Below are 23,009 nucleotides of genomic sequence, written 5' to 3' on the forward strand. Positions count from 1 at the left end.
ATTAAAAATCCCCAAACATGGCAGCGGTTAAAATAAAATCTAACGCTAAAATTGACAACGAGCCCACAACAACAGTACGTGTTGTTGCCTTACCTATCCCTTCTGCTGTTGGCACACACTCATAGCCCTGATAGACAGCAATCCAAGTAACCGCTATTGAGAAACACAGGGCTTTTATGAAGCCATTAACAATATCAGTGTCGAAGTAAACAGATTGCTGCATCAAAGACCAAAATGCACCTTCATGAACCCCTAACCAACCAACAGACACAACCAGACCACCAAGAATACCCGTTGCAGCAAATATAACACTCAACAAAGGCAAACAGATGACGCCAGCAATGAAGCGCGGCGCAATGACTCTCCGTAATGGGTCGACCCCCATCATTTCAAAGCTGGATAGCTGCTCAGTCGCTTTCATCAACCCTATTTCAGCTGTTAAAGAAGAGCCCGCTCGACCGGCAAAAAGCAAAGCGGTGACAACAGGCGCCAACTCCCTTAGCAAAGACAAGGCAAGCAATTGCCCGACAGCGTCTTCAGAGCCAAATTTAACTAGAATACTGTACCCCTGCAGAGCCATTACCATACCAATAAAGGTGCCGGAAACCACTACAATAACAAGGGACAATACACCAACGGAATAAAGCTGATTAATCAGTAAAGAGAACGCTTCCTTATAACGAACAGGCAATCTAAAGAGGCTCTGGACAATAAAAATTCCCGCTCGGCCAACCGCCTCTAACCAATCATAAAACCATGCCCCTATCGAGCCGAGTGCTTTCATATGACCACTCCTCTATCGACAGCCGCTTCAGGATAATGGAAAGGAACAGGCCCATCAGGATCCCCATTTAAAAACTGCTTAACTTGGGGCTCTTCAGAAGCGCGAATTTCCTCCACACTTCCTTCTGCGATAACACTTCCACCAGCTAGTATACAAACATGATCTGCAATAGAGAGCGCTTCTTCAACATCGTGGGAAACAAGCACAGATGTCACTTTAGCATCATCATTTAACTGACGGATCAACTTCACCAATACACCTTTTGATATTGGGTCTTGACCTGTAAAGGGCTCATCATACATAACCAGTTCAGGATCTAAGGCAATAGCTCTAGCTAACGCGACTCGTCTAGCCATACCGCCAGATAATTCAGAAGGCATCAAATTAGCCGCCCCCCTTAAGCCCACACTGTGTAGTTTTTCTAAAACAATCTGATGAATTTGACTTGAATTTAAGTCGGTATGCTCTTCCATAGGGAAAGCTACATTTTCAGCTGCGGACATATCTGTAAAAAGCGCCCCACTTTGAAACAGCATGCCCATCTTTTTTCTCGCTTTATAAAGCCCCGAACGAGACAGCGCATGAATATCTTCACCATTAACCATTACCGCACCTTCATCAGGAGCGAGCTGTGCTGCGATCAACCTTAGTAATGTTGTTTTGCCGGTTCCACTTGGCCCCATTACCGCCGTAATCTTCCCTCTTGGGACACTAAGGGAGATATTGTCGTAAATTATACGATCACCTCTGGCAAAACTGAGATTCTGGACAGTTATGTATGTATCCATTACTGGTTCACCTTATTTTTCCCTACATAAATATCCGCTGATACTAACATTGCCCTTTAATAAATAGAATCACATCGACCTTAAATGCATTTTCTTTCCCAGATCAAGTCTTGAATTTAAAGCACAAACCCCTTTAAATAGAGCCCCCTGTGTTTTTGAGTAAATATTCATGACAATGTTGTTATTTTCCGCTGCTGTAATCGCCGGCCTAATACTTTTAGTAATCAGTTCAGATAAATTCATTGAAAATGCTGCATTAGTAGCCGAAAAGTTAAACGTAAGCCCTATTATTATAGGCATTACTCTTGTTGCTCTCGGCACATCTGCTCCGGAAATGGTTGTGTCTGCGATAGCGGCATTTGATAATGCACCTGATCTTGCAGTAGGCAATGTTCTTGGATCAAACATTGCCAATATAGCACTGGTGTTTGGCGTCACTTTACTCTTTGCAGCCATACCTGTTGCTGACGGAATTTCAACCAAAGAAGTCCCTCTCTTTTTGGGGATTACCTTTCTAGCGGGCTTCCTCTTATACGATCAACACCTCGATATGCTAGATGGCATTCTGCTTATTGTCGCTTTTCTAGTCGTTTTATTTCTTTTATTAAAAGGCAGTAAAGACCTAGGTGATGAGCTAACCGAAGATTTACCTGAGGACGATGGCGCACCCATTAGCCACTCTTTATTTTTTGCGCTACTAGGCTTAATAGTGTTGATTGGCAGCTCTAAATTACTTGTCTGGGGAGCAATAGGCATAGCAACCGCTCTTGGGGTTAGCGAGTTAATCATTGGTTTAACGATTGTTGCAATAGGCACTAGTCTGCCAGAGCTAGCTGCATCTATTACCAGTGTAAAAAAGGGGCACCACGACATAGCAATAGGTAACATCTTAGGGTCGAATATTTTCAACCTTGCAACCGTATTACCTCTACCTGCATTAATAGCGCCTGGGTTAATTAATGCAAGCGTCATTGAGCGCGACTTCCCTTGGGTACTTGGGTTAACCCTTGTCTTTGCTGCTGCGATCTTTTTCTTTAAAAGAAGCGCGACAAAAAGCATACCCAAGTGGGTTGGCTTACCATTACTAGGGGCTTATGCTGTCTATCTTGTAATGATAGGCACAGGAAGCTAACGAAATGCAAAATATGCGCAAAAAAATGTTAACAAAGGCTATGCTTTTAATATGCTTAACAGCCGCCTTAGTTAGCATTTTTTTGTGGCAAAACCAAAAAATGCCATCAAATTTAGTCGAGACAACCGCCCTAAGCAGCTCGCCGGACTATTTCATCACTGACATCTCAGTCAAAACATATGATAGCGATGGCAAGCTGGTTGAAAGCATTAATGCTTTACAAGCATCTCACTTTATTCGCGATTCAAAAACACTACTAGACTCCCCAAACGTAAGTCACTACTCAACAACAGGCAGCTGGAGCGCCAGTGCGGACACAGGGGTTCTCCATGATGGAAATAATGATATTCTATTAATGGATAACGTTTTTGCAAAAAAGTCCTATCCCTCAGCTGAAGACATCACATTAAAAGCAGATGAAGTGCATTACCTAGATGAAGAACAGTCTTTAACTAGCCAAGGCAATGCAAAACTTATCTCGACTCAGGGGGAAACCTCTGCTAAAAAAATCACTAGTTATATCAATTCAGACAAAGTCATCATGACAGAACTTGTACGGGGCTACTATGAAGCGTCTCACTAAAATTAATATTTTCATATTATCATTATTAAGCAGTCAGTTTCTGTTTGCATTACCTGATGACACATCTAAGCCTATAGAAATTCAAGCTGATGAAGCCTCCTTTAACCAAAGTACCGGAGAAGCCATATATCAGGGAAATGTGTTCATCAAACAGGGCTCAATAGAAATCCAAGCCGACTTTCTCAAAATTTCAACAGATGTAAACACACGCCAATTTAGCCAACTAGAAGCAACTGGAACGCCAGCCCAATTTAGCCAACAACTGGATGACGAAGGTAACCTTGTCATTAGTAAGGGCAACAGCATTCTCTATTCAAGCGATAGCACAAAACTTGAGATTAAGGGTGAAGGCTATTTAAGCCAACTAGAGAACTCCATTACTGCTGATCATATTACTTATCAATTAAACAATGGTACATTTAGCGCAGAGAAAACCGATTCAGGGCGAGTTTCTATGACATTAAAACCTCAAGCAACTGAGGCAAAAAAGTAAATGGCACTATTAGAAGCAAAACACCTAGCCAAAAGCTATAAAAAGCGCCAAGTCGTCAAAGATGTCTCCATTAGCGTTGAATCCGGCCAAGCCGTTGGCTTACTTGGGCCTAACGGTGCAGGTAAAACAACATGCTTTTATATGATAGTTGGCATGGTAACTAACGATTTAGGCGGCATCTTCATTGACGGCCAAGACATTACCAGTGACGCCATGCACAAAAGAGCGCAAAAAGGCATTGGATACTTGCCGCAAGAAGCTTCTATTTTCCGAAAAATGTCAGTAGAAGATAATATCTCAGCCATTCTTGAAACTCGCAAAGAACTCTCTAAAGGTCAGCAAAAAAGCAGACTAGAAGAGCTATTAGAAGAGTTTCATATCACCCACATCAGAAAAAATTTAGGCATGGCCCTTTCTGGTGGTGAAAGGCGTAGAGTAGAAATTGCTCGCGCCCTAGCAATGAACCCAAAATTCGTTTTACTTGATGAACCCTTTGCTGGCGTTGACCCTATTTCAGTTGGTGACATCAAGCTCATTATTAAACACTTACAAGAAAGCGGCATTGGCGTATTAATTACCGACCACAATGTCAGAGAGACGCTAGATATTTGTGACAAAGCCTACATTGTAGGTAACGGCTACATTATTGCGTCAGGCAATGCTGACGATATAATTAACAACGAACAAGTAAAAAAGGTGTACCTAGGCGACGACTTCCGCCTATAACCTCTTATCATTCCTTACAAAAAGGAGTAGTATGCATAACTCGTTCCAATTCACTAAATTCAAATAGAGTTGCTTTATGAAGCAGTCTTTACAATTAAAGTTAGGTCAACAGCTGACCATGACTCCACAACTGCAACAAGCGATACGCTTGCTACAGTTGTCTACACTAGATTTGCAACAAGAAATCCATGAGTTCCTTGAATCTAACCCTCTTCTTGAAATCGATGATGATGATCAAGCTCCTATTGAAGTGCCCGCAGGTATCGAGTCAAAAACAGAAACCGCCACTACTGCTGATTTAAATAACAGCGAAGAAGCTAGAGTAGAATCCGAATGGACAGACAATATTCCTGAAGAGCTATCAATCGATAGCAATTGGGACGACACTTATCAAAGTTCTGCATCTATTAGTGAGCAAAGTAGTTATGAAGGTGAAAGTGATTTTGAAAGCTTCAATTCGCCATTAGAAAGCATTCAAGATCATCTATTATGGCAACTAAATCTGACTCACATGTCGGACAGAGACATTGAAGTCGCTTATGCCATTATTGAATGTGTTCAGCCAGATGGCTATTTAAGCATTACCCCCGAAGAAATATGGGAGTCACTCACAACAGATTTAGAAGAGCTAGATTTAGAAGAAGTAATTGCAGTACAACATAGACTACAACGCTTTGACCCAGTTGGAGTTTGTTCAATAGATTTGCGAGACTGCCTACTTGTTCAATTAGAAGCTTTTCAAGACCACCCACTTTATAAAAGCACTCATAATCTTGTTGACCTTTATCTTCCTTTACTAGGTAGCAGAGACTTCTCCCAATTAAGCCGGAAAACCAAACTAAAAGATGACGAGTTAAAAAAAGTCATCGATTTGATTCAACAACTCAACCCTCGTCCAGGCTCAGTAATTGATGCTGATGATACAGATTACGTCATCCCAGATGTATCAGTAAAAAAACGCAATGGTACGTGGCAAGTAGAATTGAACAATGATGCTTTACCGCCTATCAAAATAAATGAAACCTACTCAGCAATGGCGAGCACAGCTGCAGCCTCTGAAGACGTCACCTACATTAAGACCTCTCTGCAAGAAGCAAAGTGGTTTATTAAAAGCTTACAAAGCCGAAATGAGACACTTTTAAAGGTTGCCAGCTGTATTGTAAGTCGCCAAATTGACTTCTTTGAACTAGGTGAAGAAGCCATGAAACCCATGGTTCTGCATGACGTTGCCGAAGCTGTGGGAATGCACGAATCAACAATATCTCGAGTCACGACTCAAAAGTACATGCACACACCAAGAGGCATTTTTGAGCTGAAATACTTCTTCTCTAGCCATGTAAATACAGCTTCTGGTGGCGAGTGTTCATCGACAGCGATCAGGGCTATGATTAAAAAGCTAGTTACTGATGAGCCCGCAAAGAAACCTCTTAGTGACAACAAATTAGCAACTATACTCGCCAGCCAAGGCATCCAAGTAGCAAGGCGAACGGTAGCAAAATATAGAGAAGCGATGAATATTCCTCCTTCTAATGAACGCAAGCGATTGATCTAAACGGACAGATAAACACCATGCCATTAAAATCTTTATTAAAAGCAGAACTTGTTTTAGCTAAACAGGATATTGTTAGTAAAAAACGCGTTTTAGAGAGCTTAGCCGACCTAACATCAAATAGATTACACTGCGAAAATGAAGCCGTGTACGATGCCCTACTTGCTCGAGAAAAACTTGGCAGTACAGGAATTGGTAATGGTATAGCGATCCCCCACTGCCGATTAGAATCCGCCAATCACACAGCGATTCTAGTAATGTCTCTGCAAAAGCCTATTGATTTTGACTCCATCGATAAAGTGGCTGTAGATTTAATTTTTGCCTTGATAGTTCCACCAAGTGAATGTAGTGAACACCTATCTACGCTCGCTCAAATTGCTGAGTTAGCCCAGTCTCCGCAATCCTTAGAAAAACTAAGATCAGCAGAGACAGATGAAGAGCTATATCGTATATTTGACTCATTAGTATAGGGATAAAAACGCCATGCAAGAAGCATCAATCACAATCATCAACAAGCTCGGCTTGCATGCTCGTGCAGCGGGAAAGCTTATTGAAACAACAACTCGCTACTCCTGTGATATCACAATCGAAAAAGATGGCCGCAATGTTGATGGCAAAAGTATTATGGCCATGATGATGCTTGCAGCAGCAAAAGGCACAACAATAAATATAAAAACTAATGGAGATGATGAGGAAGAAGCATTAAAGTCTATACTTGATTTAATTAATGACCGCTTTGGCGAAGACGAATAAAACCTGCCTATGCCAGACCAAACGACTTTAACTCACCTCCAAACAGTCACTGACTCGCTCGAATCCGGGGCGACGATGCAAACTCGCTATTTACTCAATGGCGCCCTACCCGCACAAGATGTTGCTAGACTTTTAGAATCCTCTCCTCCACGGGAACGCCAACTCCTCTGGGAGCTTATTGAGCCAAGTTATGAAGGTGAAGTATTACAATACCTAAATGACGATATAAGTAGCCAATTCTTAAAAGATATGGATACAGAGCAACTTGTTGCTGTATCTGAACACCTTGAAAACGATGATTTAGCCGATTTATTACAAAACCTTCCTGAAACCGTCGTCAGCGAAGTACTTGCTTCCATGTCAACACAAGACAGGATGCGAGTAGAGACTCTATTAAGCTACCCTGAAGACTCAGCTGGCGGCTTGATGAACACGGATACCATTACCATACGGCCAAACATTACTGTCGATATTGTATTCCGCTACTTACGGAGACACTCTACGCTACCGGATATGACCGACAGCCTGCTCGTCGTTAGCCGCTCCGATAAATTGTTAGGCACATTACCCCTAACAAAATTACTGGTATCGGATGTGAACGATACTGTACGCGATATAATGGAGACCGAGTTCACAGCAATTACTGCAGAGAGCCCGGCCAATGAAGTCGCACAACTCTTTGAGGATATGGATTTAGTATCAACCCCTGTCATAGACTCTGAAAGTAAAAAGCTATTAGGGCGAATCACTATCGATGATGTCGTTGATGTCATTCGAGATGAAGCAGAACACTCCATGCTCAGCATGGCAGGTTTAGATGAAGATGAAGATACCTTTTCTCCGGTATTAAAAACCACAAAAAGACGAGCTGTTTGGTTGGGCATTAACCTAATTACAGCATTCATTGCTTCTTATGTTATAGGCCTGTTCCAAGGCACACTAGACCAAGTTGTGGCCCTTGCCATTCTAATGCCAATTGTTGCTAGTATGGGCGGAATAGCAGGCTCTCAAGTATTAACTCTTGTTATTCGAGGTATAGCACTCAATCAAATTGGAGCCACGAATACTCGCTGGCTATTAAACAGAGAGCTTATAGTTGGCCTAATAAACGGTTTGCTTTGGGCGACTGTCATTGCCGTACTTACCGCCTTTTGGTTTGACAACATAAAGATTGCCTATATCATTGCTGGCGCTATCGTAATAAATTTGCTGTTTGCAGCAGCGACAGGAACACTATTACCTATTTTATTAAAAAAAATGGGTATCGACCCAGCCTTAGCTGGCAGTGTGATTTTGACAACAGTAACCGATGTAATAGGCTTTTTATCCTTCCTCGGCCTTGCTACCATTTTCTTAATATAGGTTCACATGACAGACTTCAATCAATTTGACAATGAAGAAGACATCCCAAAAAGTAAAACTCAAATCAAACGCGAAGTTGAAGCCTTGCAAGAGCTTGGAAAAAAACTACTTAGCTTAAGCAAAAACCAATTGAAAAAAGTTGAAATGTCCGAACCCCTTAGAGAAGCGATTGCTGAAGCGGAGCGAATTAAGCATAGAGAAGCGTCAAGAAGACACCTGCAATATATTGGCAAAGTCATGCGCACAGAAGACCATGAAGCAATAGCTCAACGCATTGCTCTATTTGATTCAACATCCGCAGCTTACAACAAACTATTCCACCAATTAGAAATCAAACGAGATACTCTAATTGGCGAGCACAGCAAAGAAGCTTTGTCTCAATATTTAGCAGAAAACCCGAATGTAGAAGACATTCAGTTATTACGACAACTGATTCGCCAGTCTCAAAAAGAAGTGTCTCAAAATGGAAATTCTACAAATAGAAAAAAACTCTTTCGCTTTTTGAGAGAAGCAGAAGAAAAACGCTTAGGCCTAAGCGACTAATCCCCCTATCCATACACTCTAGTAACAAAACGATAAAACCTAAGCACTCCCATAAAAGTGTTTAGGTTTTATATAGCACATAAAAAATCCCCCCAACCAACAACCACTTTATGCTTTTTTTTAGAGCATAGGCCCATCTCACCCTGTCAAAAATGGGGCGCTCTTGCACCCTAAAAAAATCAAACAGATTAAAAGCCTTTTAAAAAGAAGAATTTTAGAACACATATCTATAAAAGCGACAAGGAACACTAGAATGGCATAGCAATTGCTAAGAAATTAGAGAATAGTCCTTATTTCTTACAAAAATGATTGACCATGAGATTAAGTATTGTTTAAATTTATAGCGCTTATAACCATAGTGAATTTTTCGTTTTTTTGTAAATAAGCACTAATAAATATACTAAAAAAAATCTATAAACGACAAATTAAAGAAGGAAGTAAAATATGTCAGCAACTATAGTCGTCGGCCTAGACGGTAGCGAAGCAGGGAACAGAGCCCTTGCTTATGCTAAACGTCTTGCAACCCTCATTGGTGAAGAGTGTACTCTTGAACTTGTCTGTGTAGTTGAATGGTCTCCATACACATTCCAAACAGCAGAAGAGAATGCAACACGAAAATCTCACCGTAAAACAGAATTAGAAAGTGCAAACACTCGTGTAGTACAACCAGCAATCGAGTCTCTTAAAGCCGACGGCATTAAAGCAAATGGCCGAGTATTACACGGTAAAGTCGCTCAGCTTCTCAACAATATTGCTGTTGAAACGAATGCTGAACAAGTTATCGTCGCACGCTCTAGCGAGCAAGGCTTAAGTGCACGTGTTTTTGGTAGTGTTACTGCCAACTTGGTTATGAGCTCAAATGTGCCAGTTACTGTTGTCAGCTAAGGAATCTACTATGAAAAAACTCTCTCTAATTTTTACTTATCTTATTGCCTTTGCAGCCATAATAATGAGCCCATCATTGTTCGCAGCAGAAGGCTTAGACCAAGCTATTAATAGCTTCTTCTCTGCTTCTACAGGCTGGTTCGTTGGCTTAATCTTCGCTCCCATCCCTGGCACAAGCTTCCCATGGATTGTTCTTTGGTTGGTAATAGGCGCTAGTGTCTTCTCACTTTACTTCGGCTTTATCCAGTTCCGTGGTGTAGGTCATTCTATTTCCCTAGTCAAAGGGGATTACTCAAACCCAAATGATGCGGGTGAAGTAAGCCACTTCCAAGCACTTACAACAGCCCTTTCTGGTACAGTAGGTCTAGGTAACATCGCTGGTGTTGCTGTCGCTGTTGGTATCGGTGGTGCTGGTGCTACTTTCTGGATGATCCTAGCTGGTCTATTAGGTATGGCATCAAAGTTCACTGAGTGTACTCTGGGTGTTAAATACCGTAACGAATACGCTGACGGCCGAGTTTCTGGTGGTCCGATGTATTACATCTCGAAAGGCTTTGCTGAAAAAGGCTTACCAGGCGGTAAACTTTTAGCAGGCTTATTCGCTGTATTCTGTATCCTTGGTGCTTTCGGTGGCGGTAACATGTTCCAAGCTAACCAAGCACACGCTCAATTATCTGGCGTAATCGGTGACTACCCAGGCTGGATCACTGGTGTTGTATTTGCTGTAATTGTATTTGCCGTAATTGTTGGTGGCATCAAGTCTATTGCAAACGTTACAGAGAAAGTCGTTCCTTTCATGGGTATCCTGTACGTAGGTGCTGCGCTTGTCATTCTTCTAATGAACTTCGATAAAATCGGTTGGGCTTTTGGACAAATCATCGAAGGTGCATTCACTGGTTTAGGTATTGCTGGTGGTTTTGTCGGCGCATTGATTCAAGGCTTTAAGCGTGCCGCATTCTCTAACGAAGCCGGTGTCGGTTCAGCTGCCATCGCTCACTCTGCAGTACAAACAAACGAACCAGTAACTGAAGGCCTAGTATCTCTATTAGAACCTTTCATCGATACTGTTGTTATCTGTACTATGACAGCCTTGGTTATCATCATTACAGGCCAATTAATGACAGATCCTGCTACAGGCATGTACATCCTTGATGGTAGTAAAATTGCAACAGTAGATGGAAACTCAGGTGTGGCATTAACTTCTGCAGCATTCGGCGCTTCTATTAGCTGGTTCCCATACATCCTTGTTATTGCAGTTATCTTGTTCGCTTTCTCAACTATGTTGAGCTGGTCATACTACGGTCTAAAAGCATGGACTTACTTGTTTGGCGAGTCTGAAAAATCAGAACTTACTTTCAAAATTATTTTCTGCTTATTCATCATTGTTGGTGCCGCAGCAAGCTTAGGTCCTGTTATCGACTTCTCTGATGCTGCAATCTTTGCTATGGCTGTTGTTAACATTACAGGTCTTTACTTCCTAATGCCTGTTGTTAAGAAAGAGTTGGCTTCATACATGTCTCGTCTTGAGAGTGGTGAAATCAAAAAATTCAAAGACTAAGATATAGACTTTGAATAGACAAAAAAATCCCCGCACTTAGCGGGGATTTTTTTGTCTCTCTTTTGTTCAACTCTAAGTATTTTAAAGTCTCGCTTTCTTTAAAGTTTCAGAAATCATGAAGGCCAACTCAAGGGACTGGTCAGCATTAAGGCGAGGGTCACAATGGGTATGGTAACGGTCTGCTAAATCAGCTTCCGTCACTTCAAAAGCCCCACCCACACATTCAGTCACATTTTGGCCAGTCATTTCAAAGTGAACACCACCAGCGTAAGTACCTTCAGCATTATGTACTTGGAAAAACTGTTGCACTTCTTTTAAAACATCATCAACACGACGTGTTTTGTAACCCGTTGAAGCTTTCACTGTGTTACCGTGCATTGGGTCACTACTCCAGACAACTTTCTTACCTTCGCGCTCGATTGCTCGAATCAGTTTCGGCATCCCCTCTTCCACTTTGTCCGCACCCATACGTACAATTACGTTCAAGCGCCCTGCTTCATTTTCTGGATTCAATATATCGCACAGACGAATAAGGTCTTCAGGATCCATAGAAGGACCCGCCTTGACTCCGATTGGGTTTTTCACCCCTCTTAGGAATTCAACATGAGCACCATCAATTTGACGAGTACGATCACCAATCCACAACATATGAGCTGAACAGTCATACCACTCGCCTGTTAGGCTGTCACGTCTAGTTAAAGCTTCCTCATAAGGAAGTAGCAACGCCTCATGAGAAGTATAGAATTCCGTCTCCTGAAACTGAGACATAGAAGAACCAACACCACAGGCTTCCATAAATTGTAGGGCATCATCAATTTTATCCGCTACTTGCTGATAACGACTTCCTACTGGGCTAGCATTCAAAAACTCTAAGTTCCATTTATGCACTTGATGTAGGTCGGCAAAGCCACCTTGTGAGAAGGCTCGTAGCAAATTCATAGTAGAGGCGCTCTGATTGTACACCTTAACTAAGCGCTCAGGATCAGGAACCCTTGCCTGTTCTGTAAACTCAATACCATTGATGATATCACCACGATAACTTGGCAACTCAACACCATCTATAGTCTCACTACCAGCAGATCTTGGTTTGGCAAACTGCCCAGCCATACGACCAACTTTCACAACAGGACACTTACCAGCATAAGTTAACACTACCGCCATTTGCAGCATAACTTTGAAGGTATCGCGTATATTAATTGCATGAAACTCAGAAAAGCTCTCTGCACAATCACCACCTTGAAGTAAAAATGATTGACCGTTAGCAACTTGCGCCAAAGCGCTTTTTAGTCGACGAGCTTCACCTGCAAAAACAAGTGGAGGCATACTTCCTAATGTGCGCTCAACTTGCGCTAAATGCTCTGCATTAGGATAAACAGGTTGCTGTAACGCTGTTTTGCTTCTCCAACTTGCGAGTTCCCATTGATTCATTTTCTTTTTTATCCTTTTTATGACATTTATTGTTTAAAGTAATTTAACGGGCAACTACCCAAAGTATTTCCGCATCTTCTATAGACAAAGACACAACGGCATGGCCCATAGTGGCATCATAATACACGCTGTCGCCTTCTTTTAATTCAATTGGTTCATAGAGTTCAGAGAAAAAATTAATTTTACCTTTAAGAACTAATAAGAACTCCTCTCCGTCATGGCGTACCCACTCCTTAAACTCTTCAAAAGACCGTGCACGAACTCTAGTTTTAAAAGGCACCATTTTCTTTCGGCTAATGGAGTAATTTAAAAGCTCATGCTCATAGGTCGAAGTGGGGTGGGACTCCCCTTTACCTTTGCGGGTAATATCTCTTCTTCCTGCAATAGAAGACTCACTTGCCTCAACAAACAGCTGAGGCAATTCCATTTCCAAACCTTTTATTAGCTTCTGAACAATTGTAAAACTAGGAGAAACCTGGTCATTCTCTATCTTTGACAAAGTAGACCTAGCTATCCCTGTTTTCTTACTGACTTCTTCAAGAGTCCAACCTCTAGTAAGGCGAATCGATTTAACCCGCTTACCCAATTCAAGTGGCTCTACAAAACGATCAGGCTCTGATGCTGTAGCAGTTTCTAATGACGGACGACTAACCATAACCCTACAATTAACCTTTAACGAAAGGAGCCATTGCTGGTGCGCAACGCTCAAGGTCAAAACCTTTACCGGACACTTCAGTAACCAACTGGCTGTAATCTCCGCCTTTTCCTGTCTCTGATAACACCCATAAAACAGAGGATCGTGTTCCTGTTCGGCAAAAAGCTAGTGTTTTTTTATCTACTAACAGAGCTTCTTCTTGCGTATCAATTTGCTGCTGAGACAACTGGGATAACACAATAGGATTGTTTACATACTGCATTCCTAATGCTTCAGCCGCTAATCGAATACTTTCTTCAGACGGTTGACCTTCAGATTCACCCTCTGGACGATTATTTATAATCTGTTCAAAGCCCTGCGCTTTAAATTCAGCCATATCAGAGGCCATGATTTGAGCTGTAACAAAATAGTTATTATCAAGCTGGACAACAACATTAGACATATTAATTCCTCATTAAATGTGGAGTGCTCAGGAACGGTATAGAACCTTAATCAAATGAAAACCAAATTGGGTTTTTATCGGCCCTTGTACTTTTAGTAGCGGACCATTAAATACTGCCTTATCAAACGCAGCTACCATATCTCCCTTACGAAACTCCCCGAGGTCTCCACCCTTCTTACCAGAAGGGCATGTTGAATACTGCTTAGCAAGTTTATAAAAATCTGCCCCTTTGTCTAATTTTACCTTGATAGACTCTGCCTCAGATTTTTTCTTTACTAATATATGACACGCGCTTGCCGTTGCCATTTTTCCTCCTAATACTTAAATCTACTAGATAAACCATGATAACCCATTTACTATATTGGGATTCACATAAAAAACCATATCAGTGCTCTTTGAGCATTAATAAAAAAGGGCAACTTCATTCATGAGCGCATATGCATCAATTAGCGACCTTTCATTCTTACTGGTAGAGCCGTCAGATACGCAAAAAAAGATTATAACCAAAGCGCTAAAAGAAGCAGGTATTAAACAAATAGAGTACGCCAATAACATTGAAGAAACATTAGAGCTACTCTCTTCATTTCCGCCCGATCTTGTCATTTCTTCTATGTATCTACCTGATGGCACAGCAAATGATCTGATTAATAAAATTCGTTCAAATGAAGATACCGAAGATCAATGCTTCATGCTTATTTCTAGCGAAAGAAATAGAGACCACCTAGAAAACCTTAGGCAATCGGGTGTTCTAGCAATCCTTCCTAAGCCATTCAATCCTAAAGACTTACAACGCGCTATCCTAGCAACTTTAGACTTAATCGTTGAAGAAGAAATTGATTTGGAAATGTTCGACCCTCAAACTCTTAGAGTTCTTGTAACCGACGATAGTCCTTTAGCGAGAAAGCATATAAGTAAGACACTGAACTCAATGGGTATTGTCGAAATTGATTTTGCTGAAAATGGTAAAGAAGCTATTGAAATTCTATACGAATCTGAATTCGACCTTCTTGTTACCGATTACAATATGCCTGAGATGGACGGCAAAGAGCTAACAAACGCCATTCGTAATGATGCCTCTTTAGCTCATATCCCTATTTTAATGGTTAGCTCCAATGCTGGTGACAGCCAACTGTCAAATATCGCTCAAGAAGGCGTAGATGCAATTTGCGGAAAGCCTTTCGAGCCGAGCGTTGTTCGTAAGCTATTAGCCCAAATGCTTAACGAATAACCCATAAACAAAAAAAGAGCTTCTATATGAAGCTCTTTTTAAGTCAAACTTAATTGCATACTAGCTAAGTAAGTCTTTAACAATTCCTTTGTTCGCATCAGGAAACTCGTAACTATCAAGGTCTTTGATATTAACCCAAGCCACTTGTTGACCTTCCTTCCCCTGCGGCTCACCCTCAAATGCAGTTACTTTATAAAAGTGCAATTCCACTGTCTTAGAACCGTAATCATGAGAAACGAGTTTAAAGAAATGGCTGTCAGTTATGGTAATACCGCATTCTTCGTGTAACTCTCTTTTAAGGGCTTCTAGAACAGTTTCATGGTCGTCACACTTCCCCCCGGGGAACTCCCACAACCCACCTTGGTCTTGACTAGCCTTTCTCAAGGAAATAAAGACCTTATCCCCCCTAAGAATAATACCTGCTGCAACTTTGATTAACATTAGGTTCTATACTCAGCATTGATAGTGACATACTCTTGCGAGAAGTCCGTTGTCCATACAGTATCCGATGATTCGCCCATACCTAAATCAACAACGATATGAATTTCTTCAGGCTCCATAGCCTGCTGACCATGTTCTTCAAGGTAATCTGGAGAGCGACCACCATCACGTGCGATTTCAAAGCCATTAATATGCAACTGGACTGTGTCTACATCTAAACCTTCAACGCCTGCTCGACCCACTACTGCAAGAATTCTTCCCCAGTTTGGGTCTGAAGCATATAATGCTGTTTTAACCAGTGGAGAATGGGCAATTTCAAACGCAGTTTTTGTGGCATCAGACTCACTAGCTGCACCAGCCACTTCAACAGTCACAAACTTAGTAGCGCCTTCACCATCTCTGACTATGGCATGAGCCAGCTCTTGCATCACTTCCGTAAAAGCATTAATAAAAGCTTGGGCCAATGGTGAGTTCCTATCCTCAACTACTGAATTTCCAGCTTTACCTGTAGCAACAGCAATACATGAATCATTAGTCGACGTATCACTATCAACCGTTATTCTATTAAAACTCTTATTCGTTGCCTGACTCAAAATACTTTGCAACAGGGACTCTTCTATTGCTATATCACTAAACACATAACCCAGCATGGTTGCCATGTTAGGTCGAATCATTCCAGCACCTTTAGAGATACCAGTAACAGTATAAACCTTACCCTCAAACTCAAAGGTCTTAAACGAGCCTTTCGGTAAAGTATCTGTTGTCATTATCCCTAAACCCGCTGAGAGCCAATCTTCTTTAGAAAGATTCGCAATAGCTGACGGTATGGCATTAACAATTTTTTCTACTGGTAAAGGCTCACCAATCACACCGGTGGAAAATGGTAAGATCGACTCAGAAGGAATGCCAACAACCTCAGAAAGAGCCTGACATGTTTTAAAAGCATTATCTAAACCAGACTTGCCAGTTCCAGCATTGGCATTACCGGTGTTAATAATTAAGTATCGAGCCGAACTAGATGCCAAATGTTTCTGACATACTTTAACTGGTGCCGCACAAAAAGCATTTTGAGTGAAAACCCCAGCTACAGAAGAACCTTCACTTAATTCAAAAACAACAAGATCTTTATTATTTGCTTTTTTTATCCCAGCTTCTGCGACTCCCATTCTAATTCCACGAACTTCAGGAATAGAAGGGAAATCATTTAACCCTACAGCCATTTACGCTTTCTCCAATTAAACCAGTTTGCCGTGGCATTGCTTATATTTTTTACCAGATCCACAAGGGCAAGGCTCATTTCTTCCTACTTTAGGAAACTCTTCTTGAGAGCCTGACTCTGATGCAGAAGCTTGTGACCCTGCGTCACCATGCTGCATATCAAGCTTCATTTTCTCTTCCTGTTGGCGACGAGCTTCTTCAATCTTTTCAGCTTCTTCGGCAGACTGAACAGCAACACGAGTGATGATTTGAATTACCTCAAATTTAACTTGTTCCAATAAACCTTGGAACAACTCAAACGCTTCACGCTTATATTCCTGTTTAGGATTTTTCTGTGCATAACCACGTAAGTGAATACCTTGTCTTAGCATATCCATGGTTTGAAGGTGTTCTTTCCAGAGAGTATCAAGAACCTGCAATAGCACCTGCTTCTCAAATGCTCTAAAGTTCTTTTCACCTGCCACATTTTCTTTATTGGCATGATTTTCAATAAAACCATCTAGAATACGCTGGCGAAGAGGCTCTTCATATAGCTGCTTATCATCTTTCAGCCATTGCGAGATAGGTAAAGACAAACTAAATTCGTTACGTAGTTTTTCTTCTAGCCCTTCAATATCCCACATATCAAAAATACTTTGAGGTGGAATAAATTCATCAATAACACCTGAAACAACTTCCTCTCGCATTGCTGCAATAGCAGAAGACAGATCGTCAGATGTCATCATATCGAAGCGTTGGCTATAAATAACTTGACGCTGGTCATTAGCCACATCATCGTACTCAAGCAATTGCTTACGAGTATCAAAGTTTCGGCCTTCAACTTTTCGCTGAGCTTTTTCAATAGCGTTGGAAACCATTTTATGCTCAATAGCTTCGCCTTTCTCCATACCAAGAGCCATCATCATTTTCTTGATTCGGTCTGACATGAAGATACGCATTAGGTTATCTTCTAGTGAAAGATAAAAACGAGATGAACCCACATCCCCCTGACGACCTGCACGACCACGAAGCTGATTATCAATACGTCTAGACTCGTGTCTCTCGGTACCAATTATATGTAAGCCCCCTGCAGCCAAAACAGCATCATTACGAGACTGCCAATCCGCCTTTAACGCATCAATTTCTTGTTGACTTGCGGAATCACCCAGCTGATCTAACTCAACTTGTAAATTACCACCTAAGACGATATCGGTACCACGCCCAGCCATATTTGTCGCAATAGTTACCGCACCTGGACTACCCGCTTTAGCAACAATTTCTGCTTCTCTTTCATGCTGTTTAGCGTTTAGTACGTTATGCGGAATTTTTTTCTTTTGTAGATAATTAGAAAGCAACTCAGAATAATCGATAGAAGCTGTACCAACTAAAACAGGGCGACCTTTTTTAACGTTCTCTTCTATATCAACAACAATGGCCTCAAATTTGTCTTCTGTTGACATATAAATAAGGTCATTAAAATCTTTACGCTGTATCTGCCTGTTTGTTGGGATAACAATGACAGATAACCCGTAAATTTGCTGAAACTCAAATGCTTCAGTATCTGCTGTACCTGTCATTCCTGACAATTTTTCGTATAAGCGGAAGTAGTTTTGGAAAGTAGTTGAAGCCAAAGTCTGGCTCTCAGCCTGAATAGTAACACCCTCTTTAGCTTCTACAGCTTGATGAATACCTTCTGACCAGCGACGTCCAGGCATAGTACGCCCAGTATGCTCATCAACAATAACAATCTCATCACCTTGGATGACATAGTCCACGTTTTTCTTAAAAATGACATGGGCTTTCAAGCAAGCATGTACATGGTGTAGTAGAGTCAGGTTACTCGCAGAGTACAGGCTATCGCCTTCTTCCAGCATTTCTTTATCAACTAACCAATTTTCTACGAATGTATGCCCTTCTTCTGTCAACTCAATACTGCGTTGAGATTCATCATAAGTGTAGTGCCCTCTTTCTTCATCACTACCTTCTTCAATCTCTTCTGACTCTTGCTTAACTAGTAAAGGAGCAAGCATATTGATTTTTCTATATTGCTCAGAGCTGTCTTCAACTGCGCCAGAAATAATTAATGGAGTGCGAGCCTCATCAATAAGAATAGAGTCAACTTCATCCACTACAGAGAAGTTCAAATCACGCTGAACTCGGTCTTCTAAGCGAAAAACCATATTGTCACGTAGGTAATCAAAGCCGAACTCATTATTCGTACCGTACGTGATGTCACACAAGTAGGCTGATTTTTTATCTTCTCTATCCTGACCAGAGAAAACCACACCGACACTCATATCTAAGAATTCATAAAGTGGGCGCATCCAGTTAGCATCACGCTTCGCAAGGTAGTCATTTACTGTGACAACATGAACACCTTTTGATGTTAAGGCATTAAGATAAACAGCTAAAGTTGCAACTAATGTTTTACCTTCACCTGTACGCATTTCTGCGATACGGCCTTCATTCAATACCATGCCACCGATAAGCTGCACATCAAAGTGGCGCATACCCATCACTCTTCGGCTACCTTCTCGGACTACCGCAAAAGCTTCAGGTAAAATAGCTGATAAAGTTTCACCCTTTTCTAACCTATCGCGAAATTCACTTGTTTTACCCGATAGGTCACTATCAGATAATTTCAGTAAAGCATCTTCATATTGATTAATCTTTGCTACAGTCTTTTTATATCTTTTTACTTCTCGGTCATTTTTAGTCCCAAGAATTTTTTTGATCACAGTTCCTAACATCTTGAACTCAACATAGTTAATTAGTAATAAAAGCAGTCTACCATGGTAATGTGTGGCAAAGCATGAAATATCAAGGTCTTAAGCATAAAAAAACCAGACAAAATGTCTGGTTTTTTTAAATCTAGATTAAATAAAGCTCAGATTAAGCGCCCGCTAATACAGGATCCACATAAACAACTGGCTTAGTTTGAGCTTCGTCTTCAAAGACCACATATTCCCAAGCATCTTGATGTTCGAGCAATGCTAGAGTTAATCTGTTATTCAAACCATGTCCAGATTTATGAGCTTTATATTCACCTATTAAGCTATGGCCCAATAGATATAAGTCACCAATCGCATCTAACACTTTATGGCGAACCAACTCATCCCTATAACGAAGACCTTCATCGTTAAGAACACGATAATCGTCAAGGACAATTGCATTCTCCATGTTAGCGCCACGAGCAAGATCATTATTTTTAAAGTATTCAAGATCTTTCATAAAACCAAAGGTTCTAGCACGACTAATTTCTTTAACAAAGGTTGTTGTCGAGAAATCAAACGATGTATTTTGTACGTCTTCACCAATAGCCGGATGATCAAAGTCGATAGCGAAAGAAAGACGGAAACCAGAATGAGGCTCCAGCGAAGCAAATTTATCACCTTCATCAACACGAATAGGCTTTTTCACTCGAATAAATTTCTTCGGCGCATTCTGCGCTTCCAAACCAGCAGACTGGAGTAAGAAAACGAACGGGCTAGCACTACCATCCATCAAAGGAACTTCACTAGCACTAACTTCAACGTATGCGTTATCAACGCCTAAACCAGCCATTGCTGATAATAGATGTTCTACAGTACTAACCTTCACATCACCTTGGCATAAAGCAGTAGCAAAGTTTGTTGAGCCGACTAGTCGGGCATCTCCAGGAATCTCTACAGCAGGTTCCAAGTCAGTACGAACAAATACGATACCTGTATTTACTGGTGCTGGTTTAAGTGTCAAATACACTTTTTCGCCAGAGTGTAGACCTACCCCAGTTGCTCGAATGATATTTTTTAGTGTGTGTTGGCGTACCATGACATTCCTACAGTTTCATTACTAATATATTAATTTATGAAATAGTATCAATAACTTGCTTATTATTCAATCAAGACTACCAATCTTACATATTTCTTACAGAATCTAATCTGCTTGTCTACGTAAAAATGCAGGTATATCTAAATAAGACAATTTATCGTCACTTGAAGCAGCAGGTGCATCACTAGATTCACCATTCACTTCCAAGTTTGCCACCACTTCACCCTCAGGCTTTGCCGATAACGGCTCAGCTTTTTTAACTTCCTTAACGACAGAAGCATCAACACTAGGTTTAACTGGTTCAGCTGTTTTCGATACAGACTGAGATGCAACCGATTCACCTACAGCAGACTTCATCTCAACAGAGCCACGACTTTCTAACCCTGTAACAACAACTGTCACACGCATATCTTCACCAACACTTGGATCGATAGCACAACCAATTACAACCGTTGCATCTTCCGATGCATATTCCTCAATGATGCCACCAACTTCAGTAAACTCGGACAGTCCAACCTCTTCATTGGCTGTGATATTTACTAACACCCCACGGGCACCCTTAAGATTTATATCTTCTAACAATGGGTTATGTATGGCAGCTTCAGCGGCCGTTTTAGCACGATCTTCACCAGTAGCATAACCAGTACCCATCATTGCCATACCCATTTCAGACATAACAGTTCTTACATCTGCAAAGTCAACATTAATCAACCCAGGGCGAATGATTAAGTCTGTAATACCCTGCACAGCATTGAATAAAACATTATTCGCTTCACCAAACGCTTTTAATAGAGAAATATTCTTACCCAATACAGGCAATAAGCGCTCATTAGGCACGGTAATTAATGAATCGACATTTTCACGCAATTCTTTAATACCTTCATCTGCCACTCTTGCACGGCGGCGACCTTCAAAGGAGAATGGCTTGGTCACAACAGCAACTGTAAGGATACCTAATTCACGAGCAACTTTAGCAATAACAGGTGCAGCTCCAGTACCAGTACCGCCGCCCATACCAGCAGTAATAAAGACCATATCAGCACCTGAAAGCAGGTTAGTGATTTTCTCTTGATCTTCAAGAGCGGAGTCCCTACCAACCTCAGGGTTAGCACCGGCACCAAGACCTTTAGTAATTGCAGAACCTAGCTGTAAGGAGATTCCCGTATCAAAACCAACCAGAGCCTTCGAGTCCGTATTTGCACAAATAAACTCAACACCTTCCATGTGATTCTCAAGCATGTGGCGAACAGCATTACCGCCACCGCCACCAACTCCAATTACTTTTATAACCGCATTATCAGCTAAATTATCTTCGGCTAAATCAAAGACATTCATGGGCTTATCGCTCCTTAGTAAATTCTTTATCAATCTTGACTAAATATAACTCTGAAACCAATATTTAAGTTGTTGCCACACTTTCGCTACACTGAAAGAAGGCTTGATTTCACCAGATGTCAACACTGACGTATCTCGTTTATTGGACATTTTAGAGTTCGTTTTTTTTGAGGTTTCTACCACCTCTGCATCTTTACTGCCGTAAGCCAATAAACCAACACTCGTTGAATATAATGGGTTATCGACAATATCTGACATACCTTTAGTACAATCTGGCACAGATAACCTAACAGGCATCTGAAAAATCTTTTCAGCAAGTTCAGTAGCCCCCTCCATTAAAGAGGTACCGCCAGTAATAACTATGCCTGCAGGTATTCTTTCAGCATAGCCACTACGCCTTAGCTCATCTAATATCAAATTAAATATTTCTTCATACCTAGCTTCAACAACTTCAGTTAAAGCATGACGCGTAATAGATCTTGGCTGTCTATCACCCACACTTGGAACATTTAACACCTGATCAGCTGACGCCATAGATGCCATTGCACAAGCATATTTAACTTTTAATTCTTCGGCATGTTTAATGGGTGTACGCAATGCCATAGATATATCATTGGTTACTTGGTCACCTGCGACAGGAACCACTGCCGTATGATAAAGCGCACCATCAATCCAAACCGCTATATCAGATGTACCCGCACCAATATCAACTAAACAAACACCTAAATCTTTCTCATCTTCACTTAATGAAGACTCACTCGATGCAAGCTGAGATAAAATAACCCCATCCACACCTAGACCACACTGTTTAATACACTTTTCGACATTCATAACTGCGTTAAGTGCACCAGAAATCATATGCACATTCGCCTCAAGACGAACGCCAGACATACCCAGTGGATCTTTAATACCTTCTTGGGAGTCTATATTGTATTCTTGAGGTAAAATATGCAGCACACGCTGATCTGAGGAGATAGGAACAGCTTGCGCTGCATCAATTACACGTTCGATATCTTCTTTTTGAACTTCACTGTCTTTAATAGCGACAATACCATGAGAGTTCAAACTACGAATATGGCTTCCTGCAACACTTACATAAACAGAATGTATGTTACAGCCAGCCATAAGTTCGGCTTCTTCTACAGCCCTCTGAATAGACTTTATTGTTGAATCAATATTGATAACAACCCCACGCTTCATACCTTTAGAGCTATGAGATCCAATACCAACAATTTCCAAGCTACCATCTGCTGAGACTTCACCAACCAAACAGACAACTTTCGATGTACCTACGTCTAAACCGACTATCATTTTACC

General features: G+C 41.2%; 24 protein-coding genes. 12 read left to right on the forward strand and 12 right to left on the reverse strand.

The window, feature by feature from the left end; translation table 11 throughout:
- Nucleotide 1: 1 nt before the first annotated feature.
- Both mlaE and OFY17_RS09225 read right to left on the reverse strand, forming a co-directional pair.
- Nucleotides 2–784 carry a lipid asymmetry maintenance ABC transporter permease subunit MlaE gene (gene mlaE, locus OFY17_RS09220; RefSeq protein ID WP_263530439.1) on the reverse strand — a complete coding sequence of 261 codons (783 nt, stop codon included), beginning with the start codon at nucleotides 782–784 and terminating at the stop codon, nucleotides 2–4.
- A complete protein-coding gene (locus tag OFY17_RS09225; RefSeq protein ID WP_263530440.1) occupies nucleotides 781–1,572 on the reverse strand; it encodes an ABC transporter ATP-binding protein in 792 nt (263 codons plus the stop codon). Before OFY17_RS09225 ends, mlaE begins: the two co-directional genes overlap by 4 nt.
- A gap of 169 nt (nucleotides 1,573–1,741) precedes the next feature.
- On the opposite strand from OFY17_RS09225, the gene OFY17_RS09230 reads away from it, so the two are divergent.
- From OFY17_RS09230 to OFY17_RS09280, 11 genes are all read left to right on the forward strand, one after another.
- Nucleotides 1,742–2,704, forward strand: a complete 963-nt coding sequence (locus OFY17_RS09230; protein ID WP_263530441.1) for a calcium/sodium antiporter — start codon at nucleotides 1,742–1,744, stop codon at nucleotides 2,702–2,704.
- A 100-nt stretch (nucleotides 2,705–2,804) separates the two neighbouring features.
- Complete coding sequence (gene lptC, locus OFY17_RS09235; protein ID WP_263530442.1) at nucleotides 2,805–3,287, forward strand: LPS export ABC transporter periplasmic protein LptC; 483 nt, start codon at nucleotides 2,805–2,807, stop codon at nucleotides 3,285–3,287.
- Nucleotides 3,271–3,780: a lipopolysaccharide transport periplasmic protein LptA gene (lptA, locus tag OFY17_RS09240; RefSeq protein WP_263530443.1), complete on the forward strand. Its 510-nt coding sequence runs from the start codon at nucleotides 3,271–3,273 to the stop codon at nucleotides 3,778–3,780. Before lptC ends, lptA begins: the two co-directional genes overlap by 17 nt.
- Nucleotides 3,781–4,506, forward strand: coding sequence for an LPS export ABC transporter ATP-binding protein (gene lptB / locus OFY17_RS09245; RefSeq protein WP_263530444.1), 726 nt, complete (start codon nucleotides 3,781–3,783; stop codon nucleotides 4,504–4,506).
- Between the two features lie 76 nt (nucleotides 4,507–4,582).
- Complete coding sequence (locus tag OFY17_RS09250) at nucleotides 4,583–6,058, forward strand: RNA polymerase factor sigma-54 (RefSeq protein ID WP_263530445.1); 1,476 nt, start codon at nucleotides 4,583–4,585, stop codon at nucleotides 6,056–6,058.
- Nucleotides 6,059–6,075: 17 nt separating this feature from the next.
- Entirely contained in the window at nucleotides 6,076–6,525 is a 450-nt protein-coding gene (ptsN, locus tag OFY17_RS09255) for a PTS IIA-like nitrogen regulatory protein PtsN (RefSeq protein WP_263530446.1), read from the forward strand.
- Between the two features lie 13 nt (nucleotides 6,526–6,538).
- A complete protein-coding gene (locus OFY17_RS09260; RefSeq protein WP_263530447.1) occupies nucleotides 6,539–6,808 on the forward strand; it encodes an HPr family phosphocarrier protein in 270 nt (89 codons plus the stop codon).
- A 9-nt stretch (nucleotides 6,809–6,817) separates the two neighbouring features.
- On the forward strand, nucleotides 6,818–8,170 hold the full coding sequence (gene mgtE / locus OFY17_RS09265) for a magnesium transporter (protein WP_263530448.1): 1,353 nt from the start codon (nucleotides 6,818–6,820) through the stop codon (nucleotides 8,168–8,170).
- 6 nt (nucleotides 8,171–8,176) lie between these two features.
- Entirely contained in the window at nucleotides 8,177–8,713 is a 537-nt protein-coding gene (yjgA, locus tag OFY17_RS09270; protein ID WP_263530449.1) for a ribosome biogenesis factor YjgA, read from the forward strand.
- A gap of 444 nt (nucleotides 8,714–9,157) precedes the next feature.
- Nucleotides 9,158–9,598: a universal stress protein gene (locus tag OFY17_RS09275; RefSeq protein ID WP_263530450.1), complete on the forward strand. Its 441-nt coding sequence runs from the start codon at nucleotides 9,158–9,160 to the stop codon at nucleotides 9,596–9,598.
- A 10-nt stretch (nucleotides 9,599–9,608) separates the two neighbouring features.
- Nucleotides 9,609–11,156 carry an alanine/glycine:cation symporter family protein gene (locus OFY17_RS09280; protein WP_263530451.1) on the forward strand — a complete coding sequence of 516 codons (1,548 nt, stop codon included), beginning with the start codon at nucleotides 9,609–9,611 and terminating at the stop codon, nucleotides 11,154–11,156.
- A gap of 81 nt (nucleotides 11,157–11,237) precedes the next feature.
- Here the strand turns inward: OFY17_RS09280 and OFY17_RS09285 are convergent, their stop codons facing one another.
- The 4 genes from OFY17_RS09285 to OFY17_RS09300 are packed head-to-tail and all read right to left on the reverse strand — an operon-like array spanning nucleotide 11,238 to nucleotide 13,987.
- A complete protein-coding gene (locus OFY17_RS09285) occupies nucleotides 11,238–12,584 on the reverse strand; it encodes a class II 3-deoxy-7-phosphoheptulonate synthase (protein ID WP_263530452.1) in 1,347 nt (448 codons plus the stop codon).
- 43 nt (nucleotides 12,585–12,627) lie between these two features.
- Nucleotides 12,628–13,239, reverse strand: a complete 612-nt coding sequence (locus OFY17_RS09290; RefSeq protein WP_263530453.1) for a helix-turn-helix domain-containing protein — start codon at nucleotides 13,237–13,239, stop codon at nucleotides 12,628–12,630.
- 10 nt (nucleotides 13,240–13,249) lie between these two features.
- Entirely contained in the window at nucleotides 13,250–13,681 is a 432-nt protein-coding gene (locus OFY17_RS09295) for a TIGR01244 family sulfur transferase (RefSeq protein WP_263530454.1), read from the reverse strand.
- Nucleotides 13,682–13,708: 27 nt separating this feature from the next.
- Complete coding sequence (locus OFY17_RS09300; RefSeq protein ID WP_263530455.1) at nucleotides 13,709–13,987, reverse strand: peptidylprolyl isomerase; 279 nt, start codon at nucleotides 13,985–13,987, stop codon at nucleotides 13,709–13,711.
- Nucleotides 13,988–14,108: 121 nt separating this feature from the next.
- Between OFY17_RS09300 and OFY17_RS09305 the strand changes: the two genes are divergently transcribed.
- Entirely contained in the window at nucleotides 14,109–14,909 is an 801-nt protein-coding gene (locus OFY17_RS09305) for a response regulator (protein ID WP_263530456.1), read from the forward strand.
- A 60-nt stretch (nucleotides 14,910–14,969) separates the two neighbouring features.
- Here the strand turns inward: OFY17_RS09305 and mutT are convergent, their stop codons facing one another.
- The 6 genes from mutT to ftsA form a co-directional block, all read right to left on the reverse strand.
- Nucleotides 14,970–15,350 carry an 8-oxo-dGTP diphosphatase MutT gene (mutT, locus tag OFY17_RS09310; protein ID WP_263530457.1) on the reverse strand — a complete coding sequence of 127 codons (381 nt, stop codon included), beginning with the start codon at nucleotides 15,348–15,350 and terminating at the stop codon, nucleotides 14,970–14,972.
- A complete protein-coding gene (argJ, locus tag OFY17_RS09315; protein WP_263530458.1) occupies nucleotides 15,350–16,570 on the reverse strand; it encodes a bifunctional glutamate N-acetyltransferase/amino-acid acetyltransferase ArgJ in 1,221 nt (406 codons plus the stop codon). The genes mutT and argJ overlap by 1 nt, the downstream gene beginning before the upstream one ends.
- A 15-nt stretch (nucleotides 16,571–16,585) precedes the next feature.
- Entirely contained in the window at nucleotides 16,586–19,297 is a 2,712-nt protein-coding gene (gene secA, locus OFY17_RS09320) for a preprotein translocase subunit SecA (protein ID WP_263530459.1), read from the reverse strand.
- A 142-nt stretch (nucleotides 19,298–19,439) separates the two neighbouring features.
- The gene (gene lpxC, locus OFY17_RS09325; RefSeq protein ID WP_263530460.1) at nucleotides 19,440–20,357 is read right to left on the reverse strand and encodes a UDP-3-O-acyl-N-acetylglucosamine deacetylase; all 918 of its coding nucleotides are present in this window, start codon (nucleotides 20,355–20,357) and stop codon (nucleotides 19,440–19,442) included.
- Between the two features lie 105 nt (nucleotides 20,358–20,462).
- On the reverse strand, nucleotides 20,463–21,692 hold the full coding sequence (gene ftsZ / locus OFY17_RS09330) for a cell division protein FtsZ (protein ID WP_263530461.1): 1,230 nt from the start codon (nucleotides 21,690–21,692) through the stop codon (nucleotides 20,463–20,465).
- A gap of 39 nt (nucleotides 21,693–21,731) precedes the next feature.
- Nucleotides 21,732–23,003, reverse strand: coding sequence for a cell division protein FtsA (gene ftsA / locus OFY17_RS09335; protein ID WP_263530462.1), 1,272 nt, complete (start codon nucleotides 23,001–23,003; stop codon nucleotides 21,732–21,734).
- Nucleotides 23,004–23,009 lie beyond the last annotated feature (6 nt).

It is taken from the genome of Marinomonas sargassi, from assembly GCF_025716875.1.
Classification (GTDB): domain Bacteria; phylum Pseudomonadota; class Gammaproteobacteria; order Pseudomonadales; family Marinomonadaceae; genus Marinomonas; species Marinomonas sargassi.

What these genes read in the sequence shown, in the direction of transcription:
- mlaE (WP_263530439.1), bottom strand. Translation starts at nt 784, where the DNA reads ATGAAAGCACTCGGCTCGATAGGGGCATGGTTTTATGATTGGTTAGAG.
- OFY17_RS09225 (WP_263530440.1), bottom strand. Translation starts at nt 1,572, where the DNA reads ATGGATACATACATAACTGTCCAGAATCTCAGTTTTGCCAGAGGTGAT.
- OFY17_RS09230 (WP_263530441.1), top strand. Translation starts at nt 1,742, where the DNA reads ATGACAATGTTGTTATTTTCCGCTGCTGTAATCGCCGGCCTAATACTT.
- lptC (WP_263530442.1), top strand. Translation starts at nt 2,805, where the DNA reads ATGCCATCAAATTTAGTCGAGACAACCGCCCTAAGCAGCTCGCCGGAC.
- lptA (WP_263530443.1), top strand. Translation starts at nt 3,271, where the DNA reads ATGAAGCGTCTCACTAAAATTAATATTTTCATATTATCATTATTAAGC.
- lptB (WP_263530444.1), top strand. Translation starts at nt 3,781, where the DNA reads ATGGCACTATTAGAAGCAAAACACCTAGCCAAAAGCTATAAAAAGCGC.
- OFY17_RS09250 (WP_263530445.1), top strand. Translation starts at nt 4,583, where the DNA reads ATGAAGCAGTCTTTACAATTAAAGTTAGGTCAACAGCTGACCATGACT.
- ptsN (WP_263530446.1), top strand. Translation starts at nt 6,076, where the DNA reads ATGCCATTAAAATCTTTATTAAAAGCAGAACTTGTTTTAGCTAAACAG.
- OFY17_RS09260 (WP_263530447.1), top strand. Translation starts at nt 6,539, where the DNA reads ATGCAAGAAGCATCAATCACAATCATCAACAAGCTCGGCTTGCATGCT.
- mgtE (WP_263530448.1), top strand. Translation starts at nt 6,818, where the DNA reads ATGCCAGACCAAACGACTTTAACTCACCTCCAAACAGTCACTGACTCG.
- yjgA (WP_263530449.1), top strand. Translation starts at nt 8,177, where the DNA reads ATGACAGACTTCAATCAATTTGACAATGAAGAAGACATCCCAAAAAGT.
- OFY17_RS09275 (WP_263530450.1), top strand. Translation starts at nt 9,158, where the DNA reads ATGTCAGCAACTATAGTCGTCGGCCTAGACGGTAGCGAAGCAGGGAAC.
- OFY17_RS09280 (WP_263530451.1), top strand. Translation starts at nt 9,609, where the DNA reads ATGAAAAAACTCTCTCTAATTTTTACTTATCTTATTGCCTTTGCAGCC.
- OFY17_RS09285 (WP_263530452.1), bottom strand. Translation starts at nt 12,584, where the DNA reads ATGAATCAATGGGAACTCGCAAGTTGGAGAAGCAAAACAGCGTTACAG.
- OFY17_RS09290 (WP_263530453.1), bottom strand. Translation starts at nt 13,239, where the DNA reads ATGGTTAGTCGTCCGTCATTAGAAACTGCTACAGCATCAGAGCCTGAT.
- OFY17_RS09295 (WP_263530454.1), bottom strand. Translation starts at nt 13,681, where the DNA reads ATGTCTAATGTTGTTGTCCAGCTTGATAATAACTATTTTGTTACAGCT.
- OFY17_RS09300 (WP_263530455.1), bottom strand. Translation starts at nt 13,987, where the DNA reads ATGGCAACGGCAAGCGCGTGTCATATATTAGTAAAGAAAAAATCTGAG.
- OFY17_RS09305 (WP_263530456.1), top strand. Translation starts at nt 14,109, where the DNA reads ATGAGCGCATATGCATCAATTAGCGACCTTTCATTCTTACTGGTAGAG.
- mutT (WP_263530457.1), bottom strand. Translation starts at nt 15,350, where the DNA reads ATGTTAATCAAAGTTGCAGCAGGTATTATTCTTAGGGGGGATAAGGTC.
- argJ (WP_263530458.1), bottom strand. Translation starts at nt 16,570, where the DNA reads ATGGCTGTAGGGTTAAATGATTTCCCTTCTATTCCTGAAGTTCGTGGA.
- secA (WP_263530459.1), bottom strand. Translation starts at nt 19,297, where the DNA reads ATGTTAGGAACTGTGATCAAAAAAATTCTTGGGACTAAAAATGACCGA.
- lpxC (WP_263530460.1), bottom strand. Translation starts at nt 20,357, where the DNA reads ATGGTACGCCAACACACACTAAAAAATATCATTCGAGCAACTGGGGTA.
- ftsZ (WP_263530461.1), bottom strand. Translation starts at nt 21,692, where the DNA reads ATGAATGTCTTTGATTTAGCCGAAGATAATTTAGCTGATAATGCGGTT.
- ftsA (WP_263530462.1), bottom strand. Translation starts at nt 23,003, where the DNA reads ATGATAGTCGGTTTAGACGTAGGTACATCGAAAGTTGTCTGTTTGGTT.